This window comes from Labrenzia sp. THAF191a (assembly GCF_009363335.1).
Lineage (GTDB): Bacteria > Pseudomonadota > Alphaproteobacteria > Rhizobiales > Stappiaceae > Roseibium > Roseibium algicola.
The window spans coordinates 544,087-566,617 of sequence record NZ_CP045333.1 but is presented as its reverse complement, the minus strand read 5'-3'; the positions used below and the strand labels follow the sequence as shown (position 1 = coordinate 566,617).

Below are 22,531 nucleotides of genomic sequence, written 5' to 3'. Positions count from 1 at the left end.
GCAGGCTTGTCTGGTTCTGGCTGAGCCCGGAAAGCTGAACGGACCCGAGTTTCAATCCCGTAAAAAATTCAAAGTTAAGCAGATCAGGTCAGAAAATGTATATCTATCTTCCGACCTGATCGCATTGGGCTTTAAACGATACCGCGTAGTTTCTGGAACTCGTGCAGCATTTCTCCGACGCGGCCACAGTACTTCGGGTCCTTCTCCGAATACTCGTCGACCACCTCAAGCGAATATTTGTGCAGGTTCATCAAGGCTTCTTCATCGAGCTGTGACAGTTCTCCATTCATTTCCTCAATGAATTCATTGGTGTACAGCATGTCCCGGTAAAGGAAGTGTGCGCTGGCATCGGCAGACGTCGCCCGGACAATCTCGTTGAAGGTTGCCTGAAGATCGGCGCCGATCGAATTCCAGCGCTCGAGGTTGACGAGGACCTCGCCATTGAGGTGACCAAGCAGGTCCGGTCTCACGATGTACTTGTTGACCTCTTGGAGGTTCATTCCCCAGCCGGTCGAGGTCGACCCCCAATGTGCTCCATCGACAACTCCGGTTTGCAGGCCCTGGTACAGTTCTGCACCTGGAATAGAGACCGGGGTTGCTCCCATTTTGGAAAAAACAAGAGCTGCGGGACCGGTCGAGCGGACTTTCCATCCGGCAAAGTCCGCTGTCGTTCTCAAGGGGCGGTTGGAGTACAGGGTCAATCCGGCATAGGAAACTGGTCCAGCCTGATAGACGCCTTGCTCGGCATAAGCTTCGCGGATGATGTCGAGCGCACCCATTTCGTACATGAATGCGGCCATTTCCTCGTGCTTGTCCCAGGTGCCGATGAACCCGTTCAGATGTCCCGCGACCGGGATCCTGCCAATCCAGTAGGCCGGATAGATGAAGGCACTTTCCAGCAAACCGCGGCGCACGCCATCAAGGACTTCCCCGGTACGAACAAGGCCATCGTTCGGGACGGGCTTGATGGTCAGCTCACCGTTCGTTGCCTCGGTAATCCGGTTGCAGAATTTGACGAAAACCTCCTCATAATACCAGTTTCCCGTCGGCCAGTGCGTCTGCATTTGCCATGTTACATTGCTTTGCGCGATTGCTGGCGGGGCCGCCAGGGCCGTCGCGGCGACGGCGCCTGCGGACGCCGTCAAAAAACCACGACGCGTCGAATTCACTTGATGGTCTGCCATTTTATTCTCCTCCTCTTTGACACGGCTGGAAACGTCCGATCAGCCAGCGCCGGTCACACTGGTGATCAGTTCGGGAAACACGAAGAACGCTGCTCCGGTGAAAAGCATCAGCAACAGAAAGGGGAACACGGCGGTATATATTTTTAGTATTGGCGTGTTGGGGCTGAGCGTTTTCAAGTAGAAAAGGTTGTAACCGAAGGGTGGGGAAATATAGCCAATGCAAAGGTTGAGCTGAAAAAGAACACAAAACCAGATCGGGTCGTATCCCAGTTGCACGACGATCGGAAAAAATATCGGTAGGACGAGAAGAATGATCCCGACCGGATCCAGAAACATGCCCAGAACAAGTGTCACCACCTGCATGAGCAATATCGTGACCCAGGGCGCGGTCCCCATTGAGCTGAGCATGTTCTGCATGAACGAAATGCCACCACCGCTACCGTAGATCGAGGTGAAAGCAGACGCTCCGAAAACGATCCAGATGACCATCCCGGTCACCGAGGCGGTGGTGTAGCTGACGTCCTTGACATAGCTCCAGGTGAGCTCCCCGCGCACGGCAACAGCAAGCGTAACCGCCGCGGCCCCAATGGCGGCTGCTTCCGTTGGCGTGGCAATCCCTGCAAAAATCGAAACAAGCACGGCAAGGATAATGAACAAAGGCAGGATCACCGACTTGAGCGACGCCAGGCGTTCTTGCAGCGGAGCCCTGGTTTCGATGGTCGGTGCGAGAGATGGGGAAAGTAAGCTTCGAATGGAGACGTAAACTATGAAGACGCTGAGCAGGAACAGGCCCGAGACCATGCCTCCCAGGAAAAGCCGGCCGATCGATTGACCCGTCTGCATCCCGATAAGAATGAGTGTGATCGACGGCGGGATGAGGATACCGAGCGTTCCGGACGCTCCAATCGTGCCCAGCACGAATTCCCGGTTGTATCCTCTCTTGTCCATGGCGGGGATTCCGACCATTCCGGTCGTGATGGTCGATGCGGCGCAGCTCCCGGTCATCGCCGATAGTGTTGCGGCAAAACCCGACGTCCCCAGGAGCAGCCCGCCAGGCATTCGTCCCGACCACAGATAAAAGGCGTGGTAGAGGTCACCGGCAATTCTGGATTTCGCCAGAGCGACCCCGATGAACGTAAACAGTGGGATCGAAGAGAGCAGGATCGACCACATCCCTCCGAAGGTTGCCGAAACAACCGAATACATGCCGTTCGAGCCATAGATCAGGTAGCCGAAGACAACCGCGGTTCCACCCATGGCGAAGGAAAGTGAGACGCCGCTAAGAATGGCGATCAGCACCATTCCGAACATCCCCAGGGTCAAGAGTTCAGGCGACATTGTTCGTGGTACTTTCCGTGACGATGTGAGGAGCAATAAGTCTCAGGGCTGCTTTCACGGCCTCAATGACGGCCTGGACTGTGATCAGGAAGCTGCCGGCGAACAGAGCGAGTTTCGGGGGCCACATCGGGTGTCCCAGAACGCTGTCGTCCAGTTCGTTGAAGGTCCAGGAATCGTGGAAGAAATTCCAACCTTCGTAGGTGAGCACCGCCCCCCACAGAAGCAGGAAGGCGAAGTTGATCAGATCCAGGAATGCGTTCCAGCGAACCCTGCCCGGTAGCAGTAGGATGTCTACCCGAACGTGTTCACGCTTGATCAGGGTGTAAGCGCCAACGAGAACGAAGTAAGAGCCGAAAATGCGCTGGGTGTAGCCGTGTGCCCAGGTCGTCGGCTGACCGAAGCCATAGCGCGCGACAACCTCGAAACAAAGGACCGCTATCCCCGCCCAGATCAGAAAACTGACGCACTTGCCGATCGCAATGTTCAGGCCTTCGACCAACTGAAAAAGCTTCATGAACATCACTGAACCTCCTCCTTGCTGTGTTCGAGGATGGTCAGTGCCCGTTCTGCAAATCTTTCCGCGAGCGGCCCGAGGTGCTCGGCTTCAGCGGCGGCGGCGTTGCCGGCTCTTGCCCGATCAGCGATCCCGACGAAGATGGCCGCGAACCGGAAGAGGGCAAATGCCATATGAAACGGGGCGAGTTGCGATGAGGATTTTGCATTTGCCTGGTACTCGGCAACGAACTCGTCGAGGGAGGGAATACCAATGTCTGACCAGTTCGTTCCAAGGATACCGCCGTACTCGTCCGGCGAGGTGTTCCAGGGCATGACGCAAAAGCCGAGGTCGGCAAGAGGATGTCCGAGCGTGGACAGTTCCCAATCGAGAATGGCGACCACTTTGGGTTCCGTCGGATGGAACATCATGTTCCCTATCCTGAAATCACCGTGACTGATGGAAATCAGTCCGTCGTCTTCGGGACAGGTCTCGCTGACCAGTCTTGAGAGACTGTCCAGAGCCGGAATGCGAGGGCCGGTCGTTTCGTCATACTGTCGTGACCATCGCGATATCTGCCGGCGGAAATAGTTGCCAGGCCGCCCAAAGTCCTCCAGACCGATCTCGGTCGGTCTGACAGCATGAAGACGGGCGAGGGTTCTGGCGGTGTCGAGATACATTTCACGGCGATGTTCGCGGCTTACCCCCGGAAGGGTGCAATCGGAAAACACGCGACCGTCTACCCAGTCCATGACGTAGAAAGGCCTGCCCAGGACTCCGGGATCGTCTTCGAGCCAGAGCACATTTGGAACCGGCACGCCGGTATTCCCGAGCGCTTTCATCACTCGGAATTCCCGTTCCACCGCATGCGCGCCGGGAAGGACCGGTCCAGCCGGTTTTATCCTCAGAACGAGCCTTCGGGAGCCCCATTGCAGACTGTAGGTCGGGTTCGACTGGCCACCCGAAATCTGCTCGACGTGGAGAACGCCTTCGCCCGGTATTTTTTCCGCAAGCCAGTCTTCGAGGGCATTCAGATTCAGGCCGTTATTCACTTGCCATCTCCTTGACCCTGTCACGCAGGGCAAATTTCTGGATTTTCCCGGTCGCCGTTTTGGGCAGTGTCCCGAACACGAACTTTCTTGGCCGCTTGAAGCCGGCGAGACGGGAACGGCAAAACTCCTCGAGCGATTTGGGATCCGGCGTTCGTCCGTTCTTTGCTTCAACAAATGCCCATGCGGTCTCACCCCACTTGGGATCGGGGGCGGCAACGACTGCGGCAATCAAGATGTCCGGGTGCTGGTGCAGGATGGTTTCGACTTCGAGACTGGAGAAGTTCTCACCACCCGAAATGATGATGTCCTTCGCACGGTCCTGTATCTCGAGGGCGCGGTCCGGATGGACAACCGCGAGATCACCGGTTCGGAAATAACCGTCCTTGAGAGCAGCTTCGGTCGCGTCCGGATCGCGGAAATATCCCGCCATCAATGTGTTGCCGCGCACAGCCACTTCGCCAATGGTGACCCCGTCACAGGGAACGTCGGTGCCAAGCTCATCGACAACGCGGACCTGACCAGTCGTCTCGTGGCGAAAACCCTGACGCGCCAGGATTTTGGATCTTTCGGCCAGGGCGAGATCCGGATCAAATATCGGATCGTTCATCGTGACCGGACCGTATGTCTCGGTGAGGCCATACAGATGAACGAGGTTAAACCCGAGTTTTTCCAATCCGGAAAGCAGGGTAGGGGTCGGCGCGGCACCTCCAGTTCCCACTCTCACGCGTCGCGGAGCCGGTTCTTTCATGTGATCCAGCAGCATGTACAGGACGACCGGAGCACAACTCATGTCGGTAACCTGTTCACGCGCGATCGTGTCGACGATGAGCTGAGGGTCAACCTTGTCGAGGCAAACGTGTACGCCTCCCGCAGCCGTGACGGCCCATGTGTGCGTCCAGCCATTGCAGTGGAACATCGGAAGTGTCCAAAGGTACCGCGTCTGGCTGGTAAATCCTGCCGCTATCACATTTCCCAGCGCATTCAGGTAAGCGCCGCGATGGGTATAAACGACACCCTTCGGGTTGCCCGTCGTGCCTGAAGTGTAGTTGAGCGAAATCGGCCCTGTTTCTTCGCCAACCTCGAGCCGCGTATCCTGCTCATCGAATTGACCGTAGAAGAAGTCCAGCCCGGTTCCGTCGCCAGGGGCATCGCATAAACGGAATACAGGTATGGAACTGTCCGAGAGCTGTCCGACAGTCGTCCCGTCTGCGATCATGAGGCGGCTGCCCGCATGTTCGAGAATGTAGGAAATCTCGGCAGCGTTGAGGCGGGTGTTGACAGTATTCAGAACCGCGCCAATCCCCGGCACGGCGAAGTGCGCTGCCAGCATTTCGGGGCGATTGTTCAAGATTATCGAGACGACATCACCCGGCCGCACACCCTGCTTCTTCAACCAGGAAGCCATCCGGAACACCAGGTTTCCGAATTCTCGATAGTTCCAGCGCAAGTCCCTCCAGACGAGCGCCGGTTGGTCGCTGTGAATTTCGAGGGCTCGCCTCAAAAAACTCAATGGTGTCAGCGGCACAAAGTTCGCAGAACAAGCTGCGAGATACGGTTCGCCAAACATTTTGTCCCTCCCGAATATGTCCTCAGTCTTCGCTCATCGGCCACGACCAGAACGACGGGCCGCTTTCAGCCTGCAAGCGATTGAGAACCATCTGGTGGACTTCATCCGCACCATCGACGAGCCTTGCTTGGCGCGCGTAGCGGTAAATCCATTCAAGGACCGTGTCCGTGGAATAGCCGCGTGCTCCATTGATCTGGATTGCGGTGTCGGCGGCCTTGTGAAGGAGGTTGGCGACGTGAATTTTCGCCATGGAGACTTCTTTTTTTGCAAAGTCACCCTGATCGAGCGTCCAGGCGGCCTTCATGACAAGCAAACGACCGATCTCGATACCCATGGCAAGATCCCCCAATTTGATCTGGGTGCTCTCCCGGTTCGCCAGCCGAATTCCAAAGCCTTCCCGTTCACAGGCGTATGTCCGGGCGATTTCGGTGCATCGCTTCGCAAGACCCAGCCAGCGCATGCAATGCGTGAGCCTTGCAGGGCCGAGGCGCATCTGCGTGATTTTCAGGCCCTTGCCTTCGCCAAGAAGCACACGATCCGCGGGGAGAACCATGTCTTCGTAGACGATTTCGCAGTGTCCACCGTGTTCCTCCGGGCCCATGATCGGAATTCGGCGTTCTATCCGCCAGCCGGGCTCGTCGCGATGGTGAAGAAAAGCGGTCAGACCATGCCGCGGGTCGTCAGATGTGCGTGCGATCGTAATGAAATGAGAAGCATTTTCTGCGCCGGTAATGAACCATTTCCTGCCTCGCAGGACATAGGTGTCTCCACGCTTTTCCGCTGTCGTCAACATCATGTTGGGATCTGAACCTGCGCCAGGATGCGGTTCCGTCATGGCGAAGGAAGAACGCACCTTGCCTTCGGCAATCGGCTTCAGCCAACGTTCCTTTTGCGCGTCTGTCCCGGCTTGCTCCAGGACCATCATGTTTCCGTCGTCCGGTGCAGCGGAGTTGAAAACGACAGGACCGAAGATCGACCGGTTCATTTCTTCGTAGCAAACCGCCATCCCGACCTTGCCCAGGCCTTGGCCCCCGGTTTCCTTTTGCAGCTGCAGGCACCAAAGTCCCTCGGCTCGGGCTTTTTCCTGCAAGGTGGAAAGAGCGGTATGGCCGATGTTGCCATGGCAATCCCATGCGTTCCGGTCGAGTTCTACCGGAAATATTTCCTGCTCCACGAACCGCGCAATTCGCGAACGATAGTCTGCGACGCGAGCTGAAATTCGAAAGTCCATTTGACCTCACCTACAAAGAAGAAACGAGATGTCCGCCGTCGACGACGATGTCGGCGCCAGTCATGAAGCGGCCGTAATCGGACAAAAGAAGAAGAAGCGGTCCGTCGAGGTCTCCGGGGCGGCCAAGGCGACGCTGCGGAATACGCCTGACCAGTGCCTGTCCTGGCTCAGAGGCAAAGAAGTCACTGTTCAGGTCCGTTTCGATGTAGCCGGGGCTCAGCGAATTGACGCGAATTCCGTGTCGCGCCAATTCAAGTGCCAATGCGCGTGTGAGCTGAATGACCGCACCTTTTGAGGCAGCATATGCAGCAACATTGCCGGCTACCCGCGAGCCGAGGATGGAAGCGATGTTCACGATGACGCCACTCCGGCCGTTGGCTTTCATTTCGGCGGCGGCGGTCCGGGCAACGTGAAAGACGCCCTTGAAGTTGGTGTCCATGACGCGATCGAGCGTGTCTGGGTCATGGTCAAGAGCCGGGGCGGAATGCGAGACCCCGGCATTGTTGACGACCAAATCGAATATTTGTCCCGACATTGCTTGCGTGACGGACGTTGACGAGGCGACGTCCATCTCGAGCGGCGTGATCGACGCGCCTTTCTCCGTGAGGTCGGCACACAAGCTTTCCAGGCGGTCCAGGCGACGTGCAGCCACCACAACCTGAACGCCTTGAGCGGCCAGCAAAGCGGCGAAATGAGCCCCTAGTCCAGAAGAGGCGCCGGTCACCAGCGCTTTCTTGCCTGCCAGCCCGGGCCAGGTCTCTCGTTTTCCCAATTCCGTGTTCAAGTGCCCTATCCTCCTATCGAGCGCTCGTTCATTTTCTATCTTTCGAATTCCAACTTGTCAATCGAGCGCTCGCTCGATATATAGATTTGGATCGAACGCTCGTTTTATGCGATTTTTGGTGTGCGCAATCGCATTAACGCCAACGAATTCATGCTGGAGGCATCGTGCCAGTTACAAGTAGACGCTCACCCGATGATCTTTGCCGGTCGATGCTGGAGAGGAATGCCGACGTCATTTCCGTTCAAAAGCCGGATGTTGCACTCAAGAAGCTCAAGCTTATCATTTTGGCGGCTCTCAAACTTTCGAACCGCAAAGGCTTTCAGGCAATGTCCCTGCGAGATCTGTCGAAAGAAGCTGGCGTCTCGATGGGTGGTCTCTATGCCTATTTCGATAGCAAGACGACGCTACTGAACATGGTTCTGACCGAGGTTACGAGCTCCGTTCAAACGGTTCTTGGAAATCCGCCGGCAGAAGTGACCGGAGATCCGATCGAACATCTGAAGTGGCTTATCGAAGCTCATATCCGGCTGACCGATGACATGCTTCCCTGGTTCAGTTTTGCCTTCATGGAGGCCAAGAACTTTCCGGCAAAAGAGCGCGAGATGGCCGTTGATAGCGAGGAATTGACGGAAAGGTTCTTCGCCGATGTGACTGAGCGCGCGAAGGCCGAAGGAAGGTTCCGAACCGGTGTTACGCCTCTTTTGCCGACATTGATCAAGCCGCTTCTGCAGGACTGGTACGTGAAACGGGCAAAATACAGACGGCGCGGTGTCACGGTCGACGAATATGTCAGGACTGTTCAGAACATCGTTCTGTCGGCCTGTCTTCCAATTGATCAGATTTCTGATCTTACACACACCGACCAAACGGGGGCTGACGCTTCAGGTTCGGTGGGCTAACTCAAACAGGTACTGGTAATGGCTAACAACGCAGTAATCGTCTCTGGTGTAAGAACCGCCATCGGAACCTTCTCAGGTTCGCTTTCCGGGATGTCTCCCACCGATCTCGGTGCCGCCGTGGCATCTGAAGCGATTAGGCGTGCAGGTATTGCCGCGTCGGAAGTCGAGCAAACAGTGTTCGGAAACGTCATCCATACGCAGCCTCAAGACATGTACCTGAGCCGGGTCGTGGCAATTAATGCGGGCGTACCTGACAGCTCCCCGGCCCTTACTCTCAATCGGCTCTGCGGCTCCGGGCTTCAGGCCGTCGTTTCCGCAACAGAACAGATCCTACTCGGTAATGCCGAAGTTGCGCTTGCAGGCGGGGCGGAGAACATGAGCAGGGTGGGTCATCTTCTGACGCAATCGAGGGCGGGCCAGAAGATGGGTGACGTCGTCGCCACGGACATGATGATCGGAGCGCTGACCGACCCGTTTGGAAACGGCCACATGGGTGTAACCGCGGAAAACATCGCCAAAAAACTCGGTATTGACCGGATCTCACAGGACACGTTCGCAAGAGACTCTCATCACAAGGCCGCTGCAGCGATTTCCGAAGGCCGGTTCAAGGAACAGATCCTCCCTATGACCGTGAGATCCGGACGGACCGAGAAGACCTTCGAAGTTGATGAGCACGTTCGCGAAAACGTTACCATGGAGGACCTCGCTCGCCTTCGCCCGGCGTTCAAGCCGGACGGCACGGTGACGGCAGGCAACGCGAGCGGGATCAATGACGGTGCGGCCGCACTTGTTTTGATGAATGAAGATGCCGCTCAATCCAGGAATGCCCAGCCGATGGCCAGGATCGTGGCCTACGGACTTGGAGGAGTGGATCCGGCTTTCATGGGGCTCGGACCTATCTCCGCGACAAAACAGGCCCTGAAACGGGCGGGATTGACGGTCGGAGATTTGGACGTGATCGAATCCAACGAAGCCTTTGCTGCTCAGGCATGCGCCGTTTCATCGGAACTCGGATTGGCATCGGAAAAAGTCAATCCGAACGGTGGGGCGATCGCTCTGGGCCATCCGGTCGGAGCGTCGGGCGCAATCATCCTGGTCAAGCTTCTTTACGAACTGAAACGTATTGGCGGCAGATACGGGCTCGCCACGATGTGCATCGGTGGCGGCCAAGGCATATCCCTCATTGTCGAGAATGCTCGCTAGACTGAAAGTTTCCCGGCTGGAGTAACGCGGCGCAGGTCGCGGGAAAACCATTCCTCACTGAGGTTCTGTGCGGAACCGCGTCTGACGCGGTTTTCCGGCCGGTTTCTTGCGCCTTGCAATCCGGGCTTGAACGCGCCGTCGCCTCCATCTCCCGGCGGTGCAGAAAATCTTCAACATCAAAATCGGAAACAAACATGACCATTACATCGCAAGACCTCATGAAATGTGTCGAGATCAAAACTCCGGGAGCGCCTTCGGTCCTGACAACGACTTTCAGGGAACGGCCAGTTCCCGGTCCGGGTCAGGTGGTTATCAAGGTGATGGCTTCCGGTGTGAACTACCCCGATGTCTTGCAGCGCCAGGGACGCTACAACGTGCCGCCCGGTGCAAGCGATCTTCCTGGTCTCGAAGTCGCGGGCTATGTCCATGAAACCGGCGAAGGTGTTGACGGTTTCAAGGCAGGCGATGCGGTATGTGCACTCACGCCGGGAGGTGGGTACGCCGAGTATTGCCTCGCACCCGTAGAGCAATGTCTGCCTCTGCCGGAAAACGTCTCGATGACCGAGGCTGCGACATTGCCCGAGGTCTATTTCACGCTCTGGTTCAACCTCGCAATGCAGGGCAATCTGCTGAGCGCCCGGAGCCTGCTGGTGCACGGCGGCAGTGGCGGGATCGGAAGTGCGGCAATACAGCTCGCCTCGAGCCTGGGTCTCGACGTCTATACGACAGCTGCGGACGGTCCGGCTTGCGAGTTCTGTGCCGGTCTCGGTGCGAAAAGGGCCATCAACTATCTGGAAGAGGACTTTGTCGCGGTCATCAGAGGGGAGACGGAAGGCCGCGGTGTCGACCTGGTTCTCGACATGGTCGGTGGAGACTATATCCAAAGGAACATGGAGTGCCTTGGCCAGAAGGGTCGGCTCGTCAATCTCTACTATCTGAAGGGCAGCAAGGTCGAAGTCGACATGATGCCGGTGCTGGTGAAAAACCTGACGCTGACAGGCTCCCTGCTGCGCCCCCAGCCTCTTTCCGTCAAAGCCGAAATTGCCGCCGGTCTCACGGACGTGGTGTGGCCACTCTTTCAATCCGGGAAAATTCGCCCGGTCGTGAACAAGATCTTTTCATTGGATAGGGCATCGGATGCGCACACCTACATCGAGTCTGGCCAGCATTTCGGGAAAATTGTTCTGCAAGCGGATCTCTAGTCATCATTTTTCTATCGAGCGCTCGCTTGTTACGCGTGATCCGGAAGTTCGGGAGATACTCTTATGAAAATAGAAACGATTGCAATCGTCGGTGCCGGCACTATGGGCGGTGGTATTGCGATTACATGCTTGATGGCAGGCCTCAGGACGACCGTCGTTGATTTGAGCGAGGAAAATCTGCGTGCGCTGTCGCTAAGAATAGACAGGCATTTTTCCAGACTGGTCGACAAGGAGAAGATGACAGCTGATGAGGCACGTGATGCCAGATCATGCCTTTCACTGACGAGGGCTCTCTCCGATGTTGCCCGGAGCGACCTGATTATCGAAGCGGTTTTTGAAGATCTGGGCCTGAAGCGGAAAATATTCTTGCAGCTCGCAGGGGAGTTGCCTCCCAGGTCCATAGTTGCCACGAATACAAGCACACTGCGGCTTGCTGACCTTGCCGATGCGCTTCCCGACCCATCAAGATTTCTGGGGCTGCACTATTTCAGTCCGGCGGAGCATAATCCTCTAGTCGAATTGATTTCCGGTGACCAGACTAAGCCCGAGGTCCTCAGCGCTGCGCAAGAGTTCCTGAAAAGGACAGGCAAAACTCAAATTCTCTGCGCGGATTCAACCGGTTTTGCGATCAACCGCTTTTTCTGTCCCTATACCAACGAAGCCGCTCGATTGCTGGACGAAGGTGTCGCGACAACCGGACAGATAGATGACATAGCGCAGCGGGCCTTTGACCTCGCACTCGGCCCCTTCGCTGTGATGAACATCGTCAAGCCAAGAATAAGTCTGAACGCCGTCGAAAACCTGGCGGCACTCGGCCCGTTTTATGAGCCAGCTCAATCCCTGCAAAAAATAGGCTCTACCGAGGGCAGCTGGAATATCGAAGACCAAGTCCAGCCCGTTCATTCGAGCGTTGAGGATATTGTTGTCAATCGGCTCCAAGCAGCGCTTTTTTTCCCGATTCTCGAAGCTCTCGGCGAAGGCGTAGCCCAGGTCGAGGCTTTCGAGCTTGGTGCACGTCTGGCCCTGCGCTTCGGCAAATTGCCGATCGCCACGATGAGAGAAATGGGTCGCGACGCAGTAGAAATGGTTTTGGAGCCGCTTCTTCAAACGTATCGCGCATCAATGCCCAAGGCCGGCCTGGATCGTGTATTTGACTATGCGACACGAGCCGAGGCACGAGTGCCGGCGTTGGTTTGAAGACAAACTCCGAGGCCGCCTTCAGGGCACGTTCCGCTGGGGACCATTGAACAATGCTCCGTTCGTGTTTTTGAGGCCGCTGTCACAAGCGACCGTAACGACGGTGGCGGTCGGTCCGAGTTCTTTTGGCGAGCTCGATTGCTGCCAGCACGTTTATTCCAGTCGATGTTCCGGCGAAGATGCCTTCTTCGCTCGCCAGGCGCTGACACATAATGCGGGCCTCGGTCTCCGGCACGCTGCGTGCGTCTTGGTTGCCACCTACGCCTCAAGCGATAAGCAGCGATGCTTCAGGTTGCAGCGGAAATAGCGCGGCATGAGCATAATTTGGACTGATTGTGGGAAGACCGGGCCTGCCACGGCCAGAATGATGGGTTGAGCGATGGCCAACCTTAAAAACAAAAAATTTCAATGTCTTGGAAAGAGAAATGGCGGACAGAGAGGGATTCGAACCCTCGATACGGTTGCCCGTATACACGCGTTCCAGGCGTGCGCCTTCAACCACTCGGCCACCTGTCCGTCGCAAGCGTCACCCGCTTGAGTGGGGCGCAATATACCCATGGCGCGATCAAGTGCAAGCACTTGAACAAGTTTTTTTTTCGGTGCCTCGCCGCTGTGGATTGTCGAGGGGGTGCGGGGCTCGGATGAGCTGCAAAAAACGGCTGTAACGTGCCATGCACCCGGCAATGCCTGGACCGAAAAAATCTTTCCTGTCGTGGCGGTGCCAAGGCGGTTTGTCTGCAGCTGGAGGCTGGTCGGGCGCATGCATGGCCGCGCAGAATCAGCGTCTGTTGGTTTCGAGGGTCTAGAGACGTCTCGCCGGCAAGGTCATGGCATGGCTCAGTCTCTGTGCGGGAAGATAACCTCGCTTGGGGTTCGGCGTTGCGATAGGCCGGGGAGATGATGCGGCCACGGTGTCGCACAGGTCCCGGGAGGCAGCTTTGTGCTTGCGTATTGGGGAAATGCTGCACTGCAACTATCGCGCTGCCTGAATTTATTTCGAAGCATTTGAAACGAAAACACTTGCGAAAGCCGGGAACCAAAGTCACAAGAATGTGTTGAATATCAAATCTTGTTCCTGCGCGGGGTGATATTACCCTAAAGGAATGCTCAACATTCGGCGGCTAATATTTGAAGGCCTGACCGGAGCGGGCGCTCCGTTTAATATTTTGGCGAAGCTGAAAGCAAAGCGATGATCAGTGTTTTGAAGTTTTTATTCCGCATCCTCGGCTACGGCTTTGTCGCCGTCGCGATTATTGCCGGCATTTCCGATGCAAGTTCTTCCATTGCCCTGTCCGAAATCCGTCTGGCCCAGCTTGGTCAGGTCTGGCAGAACCTGTCGCCTGCCTCTCTCGAATTGGCGGAAGCCCACATCGTGGCGTCTTTCGACCCGACGGTCTGGCAGACCCTGAAAGAGTCTGTTCTGACCTGGCCGGTCTGGGTGGTCTTCGCTCCGATCGGCCTGGCGCTGCTTTGGCTGGGAGCCAAGCGCCGCAGCCAGCGTGCGCTTTACGCCTGACACGGTTTCTTGCAGTACCAGACGAGGTGTCGCAAAACGGCAGTTTCCGCTCACACGCGAACACCGTTGCGTGACGGGCCTCTTGGAAAGCGGGCGCAGCTGCGCCACATTAGCTCCTGAAATAAGCCGACTGCTTCCCGGGCATCCTCGAGAGGCTTTGTCGGCGTGTGCGGGAGATAGCCATGTCGTTCATGACGATGCTGACCAAGAAATTTTCGCTGCCGGCCAAGGACGAGGCCCTGCCGGGGCGTTCCGAGGCGATCCGGCCGGCCGAGCCGCATTTCGTCAACGGACGGCCGCTCGCAGGCCCCTATCCGGACAACATGAAAACCCTTGTGGTCGGAATGGGCTGCTTCTGGGGCGCTGAACGCCTGTTCTGGCAGCTGCCCGGTGTCTATGTCACCGCAGTCGGCTACGCGGGTGGATATACGCCCAACCCGACCTACCATGAAACCTGCACCGGGCGCACGGGTCACACGGAAGTGGTCCTGGTCGTTTATGACCCGGCGGAGATTTCCCTCGGAGACCTTCTGAAGGTCTTCTGGGAAAATCACGACCCGACCCAGGGCATGCGCCAGGGCAATGATACCGGTACCCAGTATCGCTCGGCCGTCTACGTGAACGAGGGCGACGACCTTGCCGGAGCCGAACAGTCGAGGCAAGCCTATCAGGACGCCCTGAAGGCCGGTGGCCTGGCAAGCACCATCACGACGGAAATCCGGGAGCTGGATACCTTCTATTTTGCCGAGGATTACCATCAGCAGTATCTGGCCAAGAACCCGGCCGGCTATTGCGGGATCGGCGGCACGGGCATCTCGTGCCCGGTCGGGCTGGGCCAGACCGCCTGAAGGCAGTCCGATCGCTAGCTTGGTTCCGGTTGAATTCAAGACGGGGCAGTGCCAGTGACGGCACTGCCCCGTCTTTTTGCATTCTCCGGGTCTGAAGCCGGCAGAGTCTCAGCCGTTTCCTTGCCGAGGTTGCCTATCTTGAAAGCCAGCTGACGCGGGTCAAAAAAGTCAGGATCTATATAAGTATAAATCCGTAGATAGCTTATATATTTCAACGCTCTATGGAATTTTCAGGCTTTCTTAAATTTGCGCTGTGAGGATTGACCTGACGCATGGGCGTTCAAGGATCGATTTCGTGAGCCGTTCGGCAAAAATTTTCGCGACAGGATACTTCCTGGCCAGCTGCCTGTTGATGCTGGTCGGCTCGTTGATGCCTGCCCGCGAAGGGCCGGTCGCGGTATTCGCATGGCCCTGGGGTGAAAGCGCGGTCAGCGTCATCGCCAGATCGGGTGGCCCGGTACTGTTCGTCGGGGACAGAAGCTGGGTGGCGCTCACCGAAGCCGGTGAACAACAGTCCATTGCAAATCTTTACCGGTCGGGCGCCGGTTTTGTGGCGTCTTCCTTGATCGCACAAGCCTGTGCGCGATTGAGCGGTGTCTCCCTGGAGCAGTTGAAATGAACGGTGTGGAAATGTCTCAACCGGATCAGATGTCGGGTCAGCTTTCCGGTCTGGACCAGTTCCGGCAGAAGTTTGCGCGGATGCTGATCCATTTTATCTGGGTGAATGTGTTCCTGGTCATGGGAACGGCCTGGTGGGTTGGTTATGTCTCGCTCGTGGCGGTTTGCGGGGCAGCCTTGCTCCTTGGTGTTGCGGCCACCGGCACATGGGTGAAGTTCGGGGCCGGCGTTGAAACGCGCCTGGCCACTTCCATGTCCCTTGCCGGGCTGGTTGCCCTGTTCGTGGCCGCTCTGGCGACGCCGGATGGTCAGATCACCTATCAGCTCGACGCACATATGTATTTCTTCGCCGTATTGGCCATCCTGGCCAGCTGGGTCGACTGGCGGGCGCTGGTTGCCTATGCAGCCGTCGTCGCCGTGCACCACCTTGTCCTGAATTTCGCCATGCCCTGGGCCGTGTTTCCCGGTGGGGCGGATTTCAGCCGCGTGGTCTTTCATGCGCTTGTCGTGGTTGCGGAAGTCGGCGCCCTTTGGTGGATGACCGACAGCCTTGCACGAGCGTTTGCCGCTTCCGACAAGGCGCGCGAAGAGGCGGAAGCCGCGCGCGCCCAGGCAATGGTGCTGCAGCACCGGACCGTTGAAAATGACGAGATGGAGCGCGCCAAGCAGAAGGTCATCAACGAACGCATCATGGCGTTTGAAAGTGATATCGCTGCCAAGCTGGACGGTGTCGGCCTGAAGGTGCGCGAAATGCGGGATGCCGCCACCGAGCTCGGAACCGTTGCCGAAAACACCTCGTCGCGTGCAGGCTCCGTATCGGATGCGTCCGAAACAGCGTCCTCAAATGTGCAGATGGTCGCTTCCGCCGCAGAAGAGCTGTCGTCCTCGATTGCGGAGATTTCGCGCCAGGTCGAACAGACCACCGGCATCGTCAACCGGGCGACGGAAAATGCGCAAACCAGCAACAGCAAGGTCGCGGGCCTTGCGAATGCGGCCAATCGGATCGGCGAGGTCGTCACGCTGATCCAGGCGATTGCCGAACAGACCAACCTTCTGGCTCTCAACGCCACCATTGAGGCGGCCCGCGCGGGCGAAGCTGGCAGGGGCTTTGCGGTTGTTGCTGCCGAAGTGAAGGAACTGGCGACACAGACGTCCAAGGCAACGGAAGAAATCGGTGCCCAGATCGCGGCGATCCAGGCGGAAACCAAGGACGCGGTGGAATCCATCGGAGTGATTGCGACGACGATGGACGAGGTCAACAGCTATACGGCTGCCATTGCTGCCGCCGTCGGCGAACAAGGCGCGGCGACCCAGGAAATCTCGCGCAATGTGGCGGAAGCCGCGGACGGCACGGGACGGGTTGCCAACAACATCGACGGTGTGCGGGAATCTGTCGAACGCACCAGCCACTCGGTCGGCTCCATGGTCGAGGCGGCCGAGACCCTCGATCTGGAGACCCAGGACATGCGCCGGGCAATCACCGCCTTCCTGAAGGATGTTGCGGCCTGAGAGTATGGCCGCAACAGATCGTGATCTTCGGAAACCGGCGGCCAGTCCGCCGGTTTTTTCGTTCTTGGGGTGCTCTCCTGTCCTGCATGCTTGACCTGATGTCGCTTGAATGCCATGAGCCGCCCCTAACGAACCAGCGTTGCGGATGAAAACGTGCCACGCTGGCAGCATTCTTCACCCTTGCGGACACTGACGCCAAACGATGCCTGCATCCTCCTTCGCGCCCGGAACGGTCCTGCTGCTGGACCTGTTGAAGCAGCGGTCTGCGCTGTTGTTTCAGGCGCCGGATGAGGTGATCACCTGCTCCCGGCTCGAGGAGGTTCAGGGCTGCCTCGAGCGACTTGAGGCCGCCCAGGCGGACGGGCGCCATGCGGCAGGCTATCTTGCCTATGAACTGGGTTTTGCCTTCGAGGAAAAGCTGCGGCAACGGTTTCATCAAACAGAAGAGCCGTTGCTCTGGTTCGGGCTGTATGGCGCGCCGGAGGAACTGGGTCTCGACGAAGCCAAAGCTATGCTGGAAAGCGTGGCTGGCGACGGCGAGGCTGCCATCGGCAAGCCGGAGTTCGATATGGACAGGGCCGCTTACGATACGGCCTTTGCCCGCGTCCGCGACCATCTGGCAAAGGGCGACATCTATCAGGTCAACCTGACCATGCGCGCGCGGTTCCGGCACCAGGGGGCTCCGGAACGGATCTTCCAGACCCTTCTGCGTCGCCAGCCGGTGGAATTTGCCGCTTTCCTGCGTCTTGAAGACCGGACGATCCTGTCTCTCTCGCCGGAACTCTTCCTGGAGCGCCGAGGCACCTGCCTGCGGACCAAACCCATGAAGGGCACCGCGCCCCGAGGGCGTTACGCTTCCGAAGACGCCAAGATTGCGCGCACGCTTTCAACTGATCCCAAGCAGCGGTCCGAAAACACCATGATCGTCGACCTGATGCGCAACGACCTTTCGCGCATCGCCGACACCGGCACCGTCAAGGTGACCAAACTGTGCGAGGTGGAGCGCTACCAAAGCCTTCACCAGATGACCTCGACGGTCGAAGCTGAAGTTCCCGATCACGTCGGCTTTGCACGCATCGCAGAACATCTCTTCCCTTGCGGTTCGATCACGGGAGCTCCGAAACTCAGCGCCATGCAGATTGCCCAGGATCTGGAAACCGGCCCGCGTGGCGTCTACACCGGTTCGATCGGCTTTCTCGCGCCTGGAGGCGATTTCCGGCTGAATGTCGCCATCCGGACGCTGGTGCTGCGAAACGACGGCAGCGGCGAAGCCGGAAGCGGGTCCGGCGTGATCTTCGACAGCGGCGCGTCTCCCGAATACGACGAATGCGCCCTGAAACTGAGGTTCATGAGCGAAGACACACCCGGCTTCGATCTGATCGAGACGCTGGCTTATCACCCGGGCGACGGTTATTTGCTTCTGGAACGGCACATGCAGCGCCTGCAGGCCTCATCTGCCTATTTCGGCTTTCCTTACCGCGAAGAAGACGTGCGTGAGAAGCTTCTGCAGCATGTTCGCACCTTTGCCGGTTTCAGGCGTGTGCGGTTGTTGCTGTCGGCGGATGGCGGCATTTCGGTCACATCGACGGATCTTCCGCCGGCCGGTCAGGAGGCCGTTTTCAATCTGGTGATTGCGCAAGAAACCACTTGGTCAACCGACAGGTTCCTGTTTCACAAGACCACCAACCGGGCCTTCTACGATGACACGCGCCAGCGGTGTCAGGCGGAAACCGGTTGCCAGGAGGTGCTGTTCCTGAACGAGAACGGCTATCTCACCGAGGGCAGCTACACCACTCTTTTCGTGAAACGGAACGGTAGTTTGCTGACGCCTGCGCTTCGTCACGGGCTTCTGCCCGGCACCTTTCGGGCGGGGCTTCTGGAACGTGGTCTGGCAAGCGAGGCAGACCTTACGCTCCAGGATCTGCAGGAGGCCGAGGAAGTCTACGTCGGCAATTCCGTGCGCGGTCTGATGCGCGCTCGCCTGCTTTCGGAACAAGCGAGTGGTTCGTGGCATATGGAAGCCGGGCAACACAATGAAGCCACCCGCAAGGCGGGGTGATTACCGGTACGCCAAGAGAGCAGCGCTGACATCTCAGTCACTGTCCCAGGGAATGACTGTCAGCTCCGGCCAGAGGGCCTTCATCCGCGCCGCCTTTTCCGCATAGGTCTCCGGTTTCGGCTGTGTGTAATTGGGCACCAGCCGCATGCCGAACAGGTTGGCAAGGCCGAAAGGCGCATGCAACACCAAGCGCCTGTCCTCTTCGAGCCGTGCCGCCACCGAATGGGTGCGCGAGGCATAGGTCGTCAGCGAATCCATGGCACAGTCGAGAGGGCGGTATGGCCTGCCGAAACGGCTCTCGTACCACAGGTGGACACATACTTGTACGATATGACAACAATCTTTGTGTCGTCATCCGCATTTCTTCGAGCAGTGAGAGGGGTAGGGGGGATTTCGGTTTAAGTGTGTGTATGTTCAGAATTACAGATTTTTCATAAATTTATTTGCCTGGAAAGCACATTTAGTTCACTTCAATCGCACCTTAAGAAGTGTTAGATGAGCTCGGTTGTAAATAGGAAGGGGTAATTTACCGCAGACTTTCCATAACCCGAGGGAGGATTTCGCGTTAGCGCCTCTAGAAGCGAGATACTAACGATCCATGCGATGAGGCAGACTGCATTGCGAGCGACTTAGCCGCTTTCTTTCCTGCTGTAGCATGTGCTATCAAGTCATGATTTTTATTCGGTTTTGGCAAATTGCGCTAGGTTTAATTGCGCATAACGATCAGACTTTTCAATTGGGGTAGTACTGTATACGTGTTTGATAAATGAATCCCAGTACATGGGGCTCGTAGTCTCGATTACGCTGTCCAAAATGTTTATTTCTTCATTATCAAGCCCGCCGGAAGCGGCTTCCTTGCCGGATAACCGCACCTCAACCTTTGGTTCGCCATAGTAGTTCAGAGCTTGAATAATTTCGAACCTCGGATCCTCTTGTACCGCCTCAATCACATCATCGACGTACGGACCAAAATTATGAAAGTACCATTCGATGTCCGTTACTTGACGTCCTTTCCTTTTTGCAGCCTCCCAGTCAGCCAAGTAAACGAGTTTCGTGAGTCGCGTTTTCGAAAGCTCTGACTTGTGAGGGTAGTGTTTGCAAAAATAAGCTGCGACATCAGCGATCTTGCTCATGGTACCTACTCCTCTGGGTCTGGGTTGAACTCACTGTGCAAGATACCTCTTAGACGTACAAACCTGGCTACATCTAAAGACTCGCCGTCCAGCACCTGATCAATCCCCGCAACTTTGAGGACGCCAGTCTCTGTACTTTCGTATACCACGATGCCGATTCTCTGACCACCTTCGTTGTCGCGCAATGCACGCGCATAGTAATGTTTGCTTGCCATCGAAAGTGGACCTTCTGGGTGAGTGCAGCCTTCGTTTTGAAGTGCAGCATTCATCTCGTTACGAAATTCCTCGGAGTCAGGCGGATGTTCTGAAGAAAACTCCTTAACACCGTGATTTAGCCAGGCAGCTCCGACTACTCCTTGATTTGACGGTATTCTAAAACGACCATTTTGCTCATGAAGTAGTACGGGTGAATGGCGAAATATCTGCCTCAGGAAGTGTTCGTCATCATCGTGCTGTTTTCTGTAGACCGTCACTCTACAACGATGGTCGAAGCCTGTTACTTCGTTGGTCAATATATACTTGAGCGTATCTGCCAGCGCGTCAAAATAACTACTCTTTGTGTCAGCGTGTGATTGCGTTTCCTTGCGAAGAAATTTTTCAGTCGCCATATTTTTTGACTGAAGTATACCGTACTTTCCGTATTGATACCGATTGAAGAAGCTCTCAACCCGTCCAAATGTTGATATAAAAATAAAAATTAGTAGATACGGAACCGGCGTAGAGAAATTACGAATATTATCAAAAATTGCCGAGTAGGCGAAATCTAAGGTGAGAAGTTCTTTCAGATCTTGCTCTTGTTGGGATATTCCAAGTTTGGAGGCAGTGATCTCATCTGTTAGCCATATGCTGAACACTACGGATAAAATCACTATCAATCCAGTTGAGATAACCTCTAGGCAAGGTACCACAAAAGGTGGAATCCTCTTTAAGAGCTTGACCATTTTCACCCCCACTTGGACTGAACAAATAAGATATTTTGTGACGAAATTTCAAGCGTAAGTCGCGCAGCTGTGCATCGTTTACCGGTAATCGCATTAGTCGCGAGGGCAAAGTAGGCAAGGAATCCTCGCTCATGGAGCAATGACAGCAGTCGATTGCAATACCCTTAAAAAGGTACAACCTTTAGCTCCGGCCAGAGGGCCTTCATCCGTGCCGCCTTTTCCGCATAGGTCTCCGGGTTCGGCTGTGTGTAATTGGGCACCAGCCGCATACCGAACAGGTTGGCAAGGCCGAAAGGCGCATGCAACATCAAGCGCCCGTCCTCATTGAGCCGTGCCGCCACCGAATGGGTGCGCGAGGCATAGGTCGTCAGCGAATCCATGGCACAGTCGAGAGGGCGGTATGGCCTGCCGAAACGGCGCTCGTACCACAGGTGGACACGAGCCTGATTTCTCACTTCCAGAAGGCTCGCCAAGTCGGGCAGGGCCTGGTTGACCTTGCCGATAACGTCGTCCTCAGCCTCGTAGGATAGATCGGTTCCGTCGAAATAGATGATGTCGAAATCCTTGATGCCGTGCAGCAGGGGGCGGTTGGTGAGGACGTTCCAGACAGTCTGGTAGATACCACCCGACACCAGCCAGGCATCAGGAAGGGCAAGGTTGCGGATGGTGGTCAGGATTTCCATCACATGAGGCACGGTCCTGAGGATCTGCTCAAGACTTGCCAGCCGCGTCTCCTCGCTGGCCGCATAGGGATCGCCCAGCCTTGCATCGCGTACATCCATCTGCAAATCGGCGGTCATTTCCGGATCCTCTTTTCGCGAAGGGGCAACCTATCCGATTCTCAAGGTATCGCGAGCCGTGCATGATGAGGACCATGCACTCGAATGTGTCCTCCGCAGATACGCGCGCTACCGGATGAGGGAGCACCGACTTGACATGACGCAGGTCGGTGCCATCTCCTTCGGAGACGTTTGGTTTTTTCAGGAATTGCCGATGTACCTCTTGCCACGCACACAAATGATCGCTGCACTGGCCGCTTGTGGGGCGGTGCTTGTCACCGCTCTGCCGTCCGCGGCCCAATCCGGACGGCCGAATTCCACCGCCATGTCCTGCGGGCAGGTCCAGTCCATGATCAATCAGCGTGGGGCCGTCGTGCTCAGCACCGGGCGCTATACGTTCGACCGGTATGTGGCCAACCGGAGCTACTGCCAGCATGGTGAGGTCACGCGCCGGGACTACATTCCAACAAGGGACAATGCGAAATGCTACGTGCTTCGCTGTATCAATCCCCAACCCTGGCGGTATGACTGAGCCGTATCCGGAATGGTCGCCCTTCCGGACTTCAACAGGAGACGTCATGTGACCCGACTTTCCAGAAACGCATGTTTCGGCTTCCTGGTGTTTACCTGGCTCGGGGTCACCGCAGCCGTAGAACCGGCCATGGCCCAGGCCGGGCGCCCGGACACGCGGTCGATGACATGTGCCCAGGCTCAGGAACTGGTCAGGAAAAGCGGCAGCATCGTCCTGACGACCGGCCAGTCGACCTTTGACCGCTTCGTTGCAAACGGCAGCTATTGCCGGCCGCAAACGGGGCAGGTCCGTGCGAAATTTGCTCCCACGCGAGACAATCCGCAGTGCTCCGTCGGCTACAGGTGTTTCCAGAACCGGACCCAGCGGTAAACGGTATCCTTCTGCAAAAACAGGATAAAGAGGCAGAAGTCTTAACCGCCTTGCAGGCTTTTCTTGCTATTTCATGC

Annotated in this window: 22 protein-coding genes and 1 tRNA gene; 11 read left to right on the top strand and 12 right to left on the bottom strand. The window is 56.7% G+C overall.

Translation table 11 applies throughout. The features are described from left to right. Positions 1–131: 131 nt before the first annotated feature. Genes FIV05_RS02635 through FIV05_RS02605 form a run of 7 tightly spaced genes read right to left on the bottom strand, consistent with a single transcriptional unit; the run spans position 132 to position 7,649 of the window. On the bottom strand, positions 132–1,184 hold the full coding sequence (locus tag FIV05_RS02635) for a TRAP transporter substrate-binding protein (protein ID WP_152511793.1): 1,053 nt from the start codon (positions 1,182–1,184) through the stop codon (positions 132–134). A 39-nt stretch (positions 1,185–1,223) separates the two neighbouring features. Then, the gene (locus tag FIV05_RS02630) at positions 1,224–2,522 is read right to left on the bottom strand and encodes a TRAP transporter large permease subunit (protein ID WP_152508573.1); all 1,299 of its coding nucleotides are present in this window, start codon (positions 2,520–2,522) and stop codon (positions 1,224–1,226) included. Beyond that, positions 2,512–3,042, bottom strand: a complete 531-nt coding sequence (locus tag FIV05_RS02625) for a TRAP transporter small permease subunit (RefSeq protein ID WP_209009835.1) — start codon at positions 3,040–3,042, stop codon at positions 2,512–2,514. The genes FIV05_RS02630 and FIV05_RS02625 overlap by 11 nt, the downstream gene beginning before the upstream one ends. Beyond that, a complete protein-coding gene (locus FIV05_RS02620) occupies positions 3,042–4,067 on the bottom strand; it encodes a phosphotransferase family protein (protein ID WP_152508572.1) in 1,026 nt (341 codons plus the stop codon). The genes FIV05_RS02625 and FIV05_RS02620 overlap by 1 nt, the downstream gene beginning before the upstream one ends. After that, positions 4,060–5,634, bottom strand: coding sequence for an AMP-binding protein (locus FIV05_RS02615; RefSeq protein WP_152508571.1), 1,575 nt, complete (start codon positions 5,632–5,634; stop codon positions 4,060–4,062). Before FIV05_RS02615 ends, FIV05_RS02620 begins: the two co-directional genes overlap by 8 nt. A 22-nt stretch (positions 5,635–5,656) precedes the next feature. Beyond that, on the bottom strand, positions 5,657–6,865 hold the full coding sequence (locus tag FIV05_RS02610; RefSeq protein WP_152508570.1) for an acyl-CoA dehydrogenase family protein: 1,209 nt from the start codon (positions 6,863–6,865) through the stop codon (positions 5,657–5,659). A 10-nt stretch (positions 6,866–6,875) separates the two neighbouring features. Further along, a complete protein-coding gene (locus FIV05_RS02605; protein ID WP_286202256.1) occupies positions 6,876–7,649 on the bottom strand; it encodes an SDR family oxidoreductase in 774 nt (257 codons plus the stop codon). Positions 7,650–7,813: 164 nt separating this feature from the next. On the opposite strand from FIV05_RS02605, the gene FIV05_RS02600 reads away from it, so the two are divergent. From FIV05_RS02600 to FIV05_RS02585, 4 genes are all read left to right on the top strand, one after another. Then, on the top strand, positions 7,814–8,548 hold the full coding sequence (locus tag FIV05_RS02600; RefSeq protein ID WP_286202255.1) for a TetR/AcrR family transcriptional regulator: 735 nt from the start codon (positions 7,814–7,816) through the stop codon (positions 8,546–8,548). An 18-nt stretch (positions 8,549–8,566) separates the two neighbouring features. Continuing rightward, positions 8,567–9,751, top strand: a complete 1,185-nt coding sequence (gene bktB, locus FIV05_RS02595; RefSeq protein WP_152508569.1) for a beta-ketothiolase BktB — start codon at positions 8,567–8,569, stop codon at positions 9,749–9,751. A 194-nt stretch (positions 9,752–9,945) separates the two neighbouring features. Further along, positions 9,946–10,953, top strand: a complete 1,008-nt coding sequence (locus tag FIV05_RS02590; RefSeq protein WP_152508568.1) for an NAD(P)H-quinone oxidoreductase — start codon at positions 9,946–9,948, stop codon at positions 10,951–10,953. Positions 10,954–11,016: 63 nt separating this feature from the next. Further along, positions 11,017–12,150, top strand: coding sequence for a 3-hydroxyacyl-CoA dehydrogenase (locus FIV05_RS02585; RefSeq protein WP_152508567.1), 1,134 nt, complete (start codon positions 11,017–11,019; stop codon positions 12,148–12,150). Positions 12,151–12,576: 426 nt separating this feature from the next. Here FIV05_RS02585 and FIV05_RS02575 read toward each other — a convergent pair. Then, a tRNA-Ser gene (locus tag FIV05_RS02575) sits at positions 12,577–12,666 on the bottom strand. A 685-nt stretch (positions 12,667–13,351) separates the two neighbouring features. On the opposite strand from FIV05_RS02575, the gene FIV05_RS02570 reads away from it, so the two are divergent. From FIV05_RS02570 to pabB, 5 genes are all read left to right on the top strand, one after another. Beyond that, the gene (locus FIV05_RS02570; protein WP_152508566.1) at positions 13,352–13,666 is read left to right on the top strand and encodes a hypothetical protein; all 315 of its coding nucleotides are present in this window, start codon (positions 13,352–13,354) and stop codon (positions 13,664–13,666) included. A 182-nt stretch (positions 13,667–13,848) separates the two neighbouring features. Continuing rightward, positions 13,849–14,514, top strand: coding sequence for a peptide-methionine (S)-S-oxide reductase MsrA (msrA, locus tag FIV05_RS02565; protein WP_152508565.1), 666 nt, complete (start codon positions 13,849–13,851; stop codon positions 14,512–14,514). A 295-nt stretch (positions 14,515–14,809) separates the two neighbouring features. Then, entirely contained in the window at positions 14,810–15,133 is a 324-nt protein-coding gene (locus FIV05_RS02560; protein ID WP_209009834.1) for a hypothetical protein, read from the top strand. Further along, positions 15,130–16,641 (top strand): methyl-accepting chemotaxis protein, encoded by a 1,512-nt coding sequence (locus FIV05_RS02555; RefSeq protein WP_152508564.1) that lies wholly within the window; start codon positions 15,130–15,132, stop codon positions 16,639–16,641. The genes FIV05_RS02560 and FIV05_RS02555 overlap by 4 nt, the downstream gene beginning before the upstream one ends. Positions 16,642–16,843: 202 nt before the next feature. Then, positions 16,844–18,700 (top strand): aminodeoxychorismate synthase component I, encoded by a 1,857-nt coding sequence (pabB, locus tag FIV05_RS02550; RefSeq protein WP_152508563.1) that lies wholly within the window; start codon positions 16,844–16,846, stop codon positions 18,698–18,700. 33 nt (positions 18,701–18,733) lie between these two features. Here the strand turns inward: pabB and FIV05_RS02545 are convergent, their stop codons facing one another. The 4 genes from FIV05_RS02545 to FIV05_RS02530 form a co-directional block, all read right to left on the bottom strand. Next, the gene (locus tag FIV05_RS02545) at positions 18,734–19,009 is read right to left on the bottom strand and encodes a nucleotidyltransferase family protein (RefSeq protein ID WP_286202294.1); all 276 of its coding nucleotides are present in this window, start codon (positions 19,007–19,009) and stop codon (positions 18,734–18,736) included. Positions 19,010–19,377: 368 nt separating this feature from the next. Continuing rightward, on the bottom strand, positions 19,378–19,833 hold the full coding sequence (locus tag FIV05_RS02540) for a Panacea domain-containing protein (protein WP_152508562.1): 456 nt from the start codon (positions 19,831–19,833) through the stop codon (positions 19,378–19,380). A gap of 5 nt (positions 19,834–19,838) precedes the next feature. Next, a complete protein-coding gene (locus FIV05_RS02535) occupies positions 19,839–20,774 on the bottom strand; it encodes a hypothetical protein (RefSeq protein WP_152508561.1) in 936 nt (311 codons plus the stop codon). A gap of 164 nt (positions 20,775–20,938) precedes the next feature. After that, positions 20,939–21,574, bottom strand: coding sequence for a nucleotidyltransferase family protein (locus FIV05_RS02530; protein ID WP_152508560.1), 636 nt, complete (start codon positions 21,572–21,574; stop codon positions 20,939–20,941). Between the two features lie 136 nt (positions 21,575–21,710). Here FIV05_RS02530 and FIV05_RS02525 point away from each other — a divergent pair, with 136 nt between their 5' ends. Further along, positions 21,711–22,085, top strand: coding sequence for a hypothetical protein (locus FIV05_RS02525; protein WP_286202254.1), 375 nt, complete (start codon positions 21,711–21,713; stop codon positions 22,083–22,085). Between the two features lie 48 nt (positions 22,086–22,133). Continuing rightward, positions 22,134–22,454 carry a hypothetical protein gene (locus FIV05_RS02520; protein ID WP_286202253.1) on the top strand — a complete coding sequence of 107 codons (321 nt, stop codon included), beginning with the start codon at positions 22,134–22,136 and terminating at the stop codon, positions 22,452–22,454. The last annotated feature ends 77 nt before the right edge of the window (positions 22,455–22,531 follow it).

Bases quoted from the DNA above. Each gene is read 5' to 3' on its own strand.
- FIV05_RS02635 (WP_152511793.1), bottom strand. From the start codon at position 1,184: ATGGCAGACCATCAAGTGAATTCGACGCGTCGTGGTTTTTTGACGGCG.
- FIV05_RS02630 (WP_152508573.1), bottom strand. From the start codon at position 2,522: ATGTCGCCTGAACTCTTGACCCTGGGGATGTTCGGAATGGTGCTGATC.
- FIV05_RS02625 (WP_209009835.1), bottom strand. From the start codon at position 3,042: ATGTTCATGAAGCTTTTTCAGTTGGTCGAAGGCCTGAACATTGCGATC.
- FIV05_RS02615 (WP_152508571.1), bottom strand. From the start codon at position 5,634: ATGTTTGGCGAACCGTATCTCGCAGCTTGTTCTGCGAACTTTGTGCCG.
- FIV05_RS02610 (WP_152508570.1), bottom strand. From the start codon at position 6,865: ATGGACTTTCGAATTTCAGCTCGCGTCGCAGACTATCGTTCGCGAATT.
- bktB (WP_152508569.1), top strand. From the start codon at position 8,567: ATGGCTAACAACGCAGTAATCGTCTCTGGTGTAAGAACCGCCATCGGA.
- FIV05_RS02590 (WP_152508568.1), top strand. From the start codon at position 9,946: ATGACCATTACATCGCAAGACCTCATGAAATGTGTCGAGATCAAAACT.
- FIV05_RS02585 (WP_152508567.1), top strand. From the start codon at position 11,017: ATGAAAATAGAAACGATTGCAATCGTCGGTGCCGGCACTATGGGCGGT.
- msrA (WP_152508565.1), top strand. From the start codon at position 13,849: ATGTCGTTCATGACGATGCTGACCAAGAAATTTTCGCTGCCGGCCAAG.
- FIV05_RS02555 (WP_152508564.1), top strand. From the start codon at position 15,130: ATGAACGGTGTGGAAATGTCTCAACCGGATCAGATGTCGGGTCAGCTT.
- pabB (WP_152508563.1), top strand. From the start codon at position 16,844: ATGCCTGCATCCTCCTTCGCGCCCGGAACGGTCCTGCTGCTGGACCTG.
- FIV05_RS02540 (WP_152508562.1), bottom strand. From the start codon at position 19,833: ATGAGCAAGATCGCTGATGTCGCAGCTTATTTTTGCAAACACTACCCT.
- FIV05_RS02535 (WP_152508561.1), bottom strand. From the start codon at position 20,774: ATGGTCAAGCTCTTAAAGAGGATTCCACCTTTTGTGGTACCTTGCCTA.
- FIV05_RS02530 (WP_152508560.1), bottom strand. From the start codon at position 21,574: ATGACCGCCGATTTGCAGATGGATGTACGCGATGCAAGGCTGGGCGAT.
- FIV05_RS02525 (WP_286202254.1), top strand. From the start codon at position 21,711: ATGACGCAGGTCGGTGCCATCTCCTTCGGAGACGTTTGGTTTTTTCAG.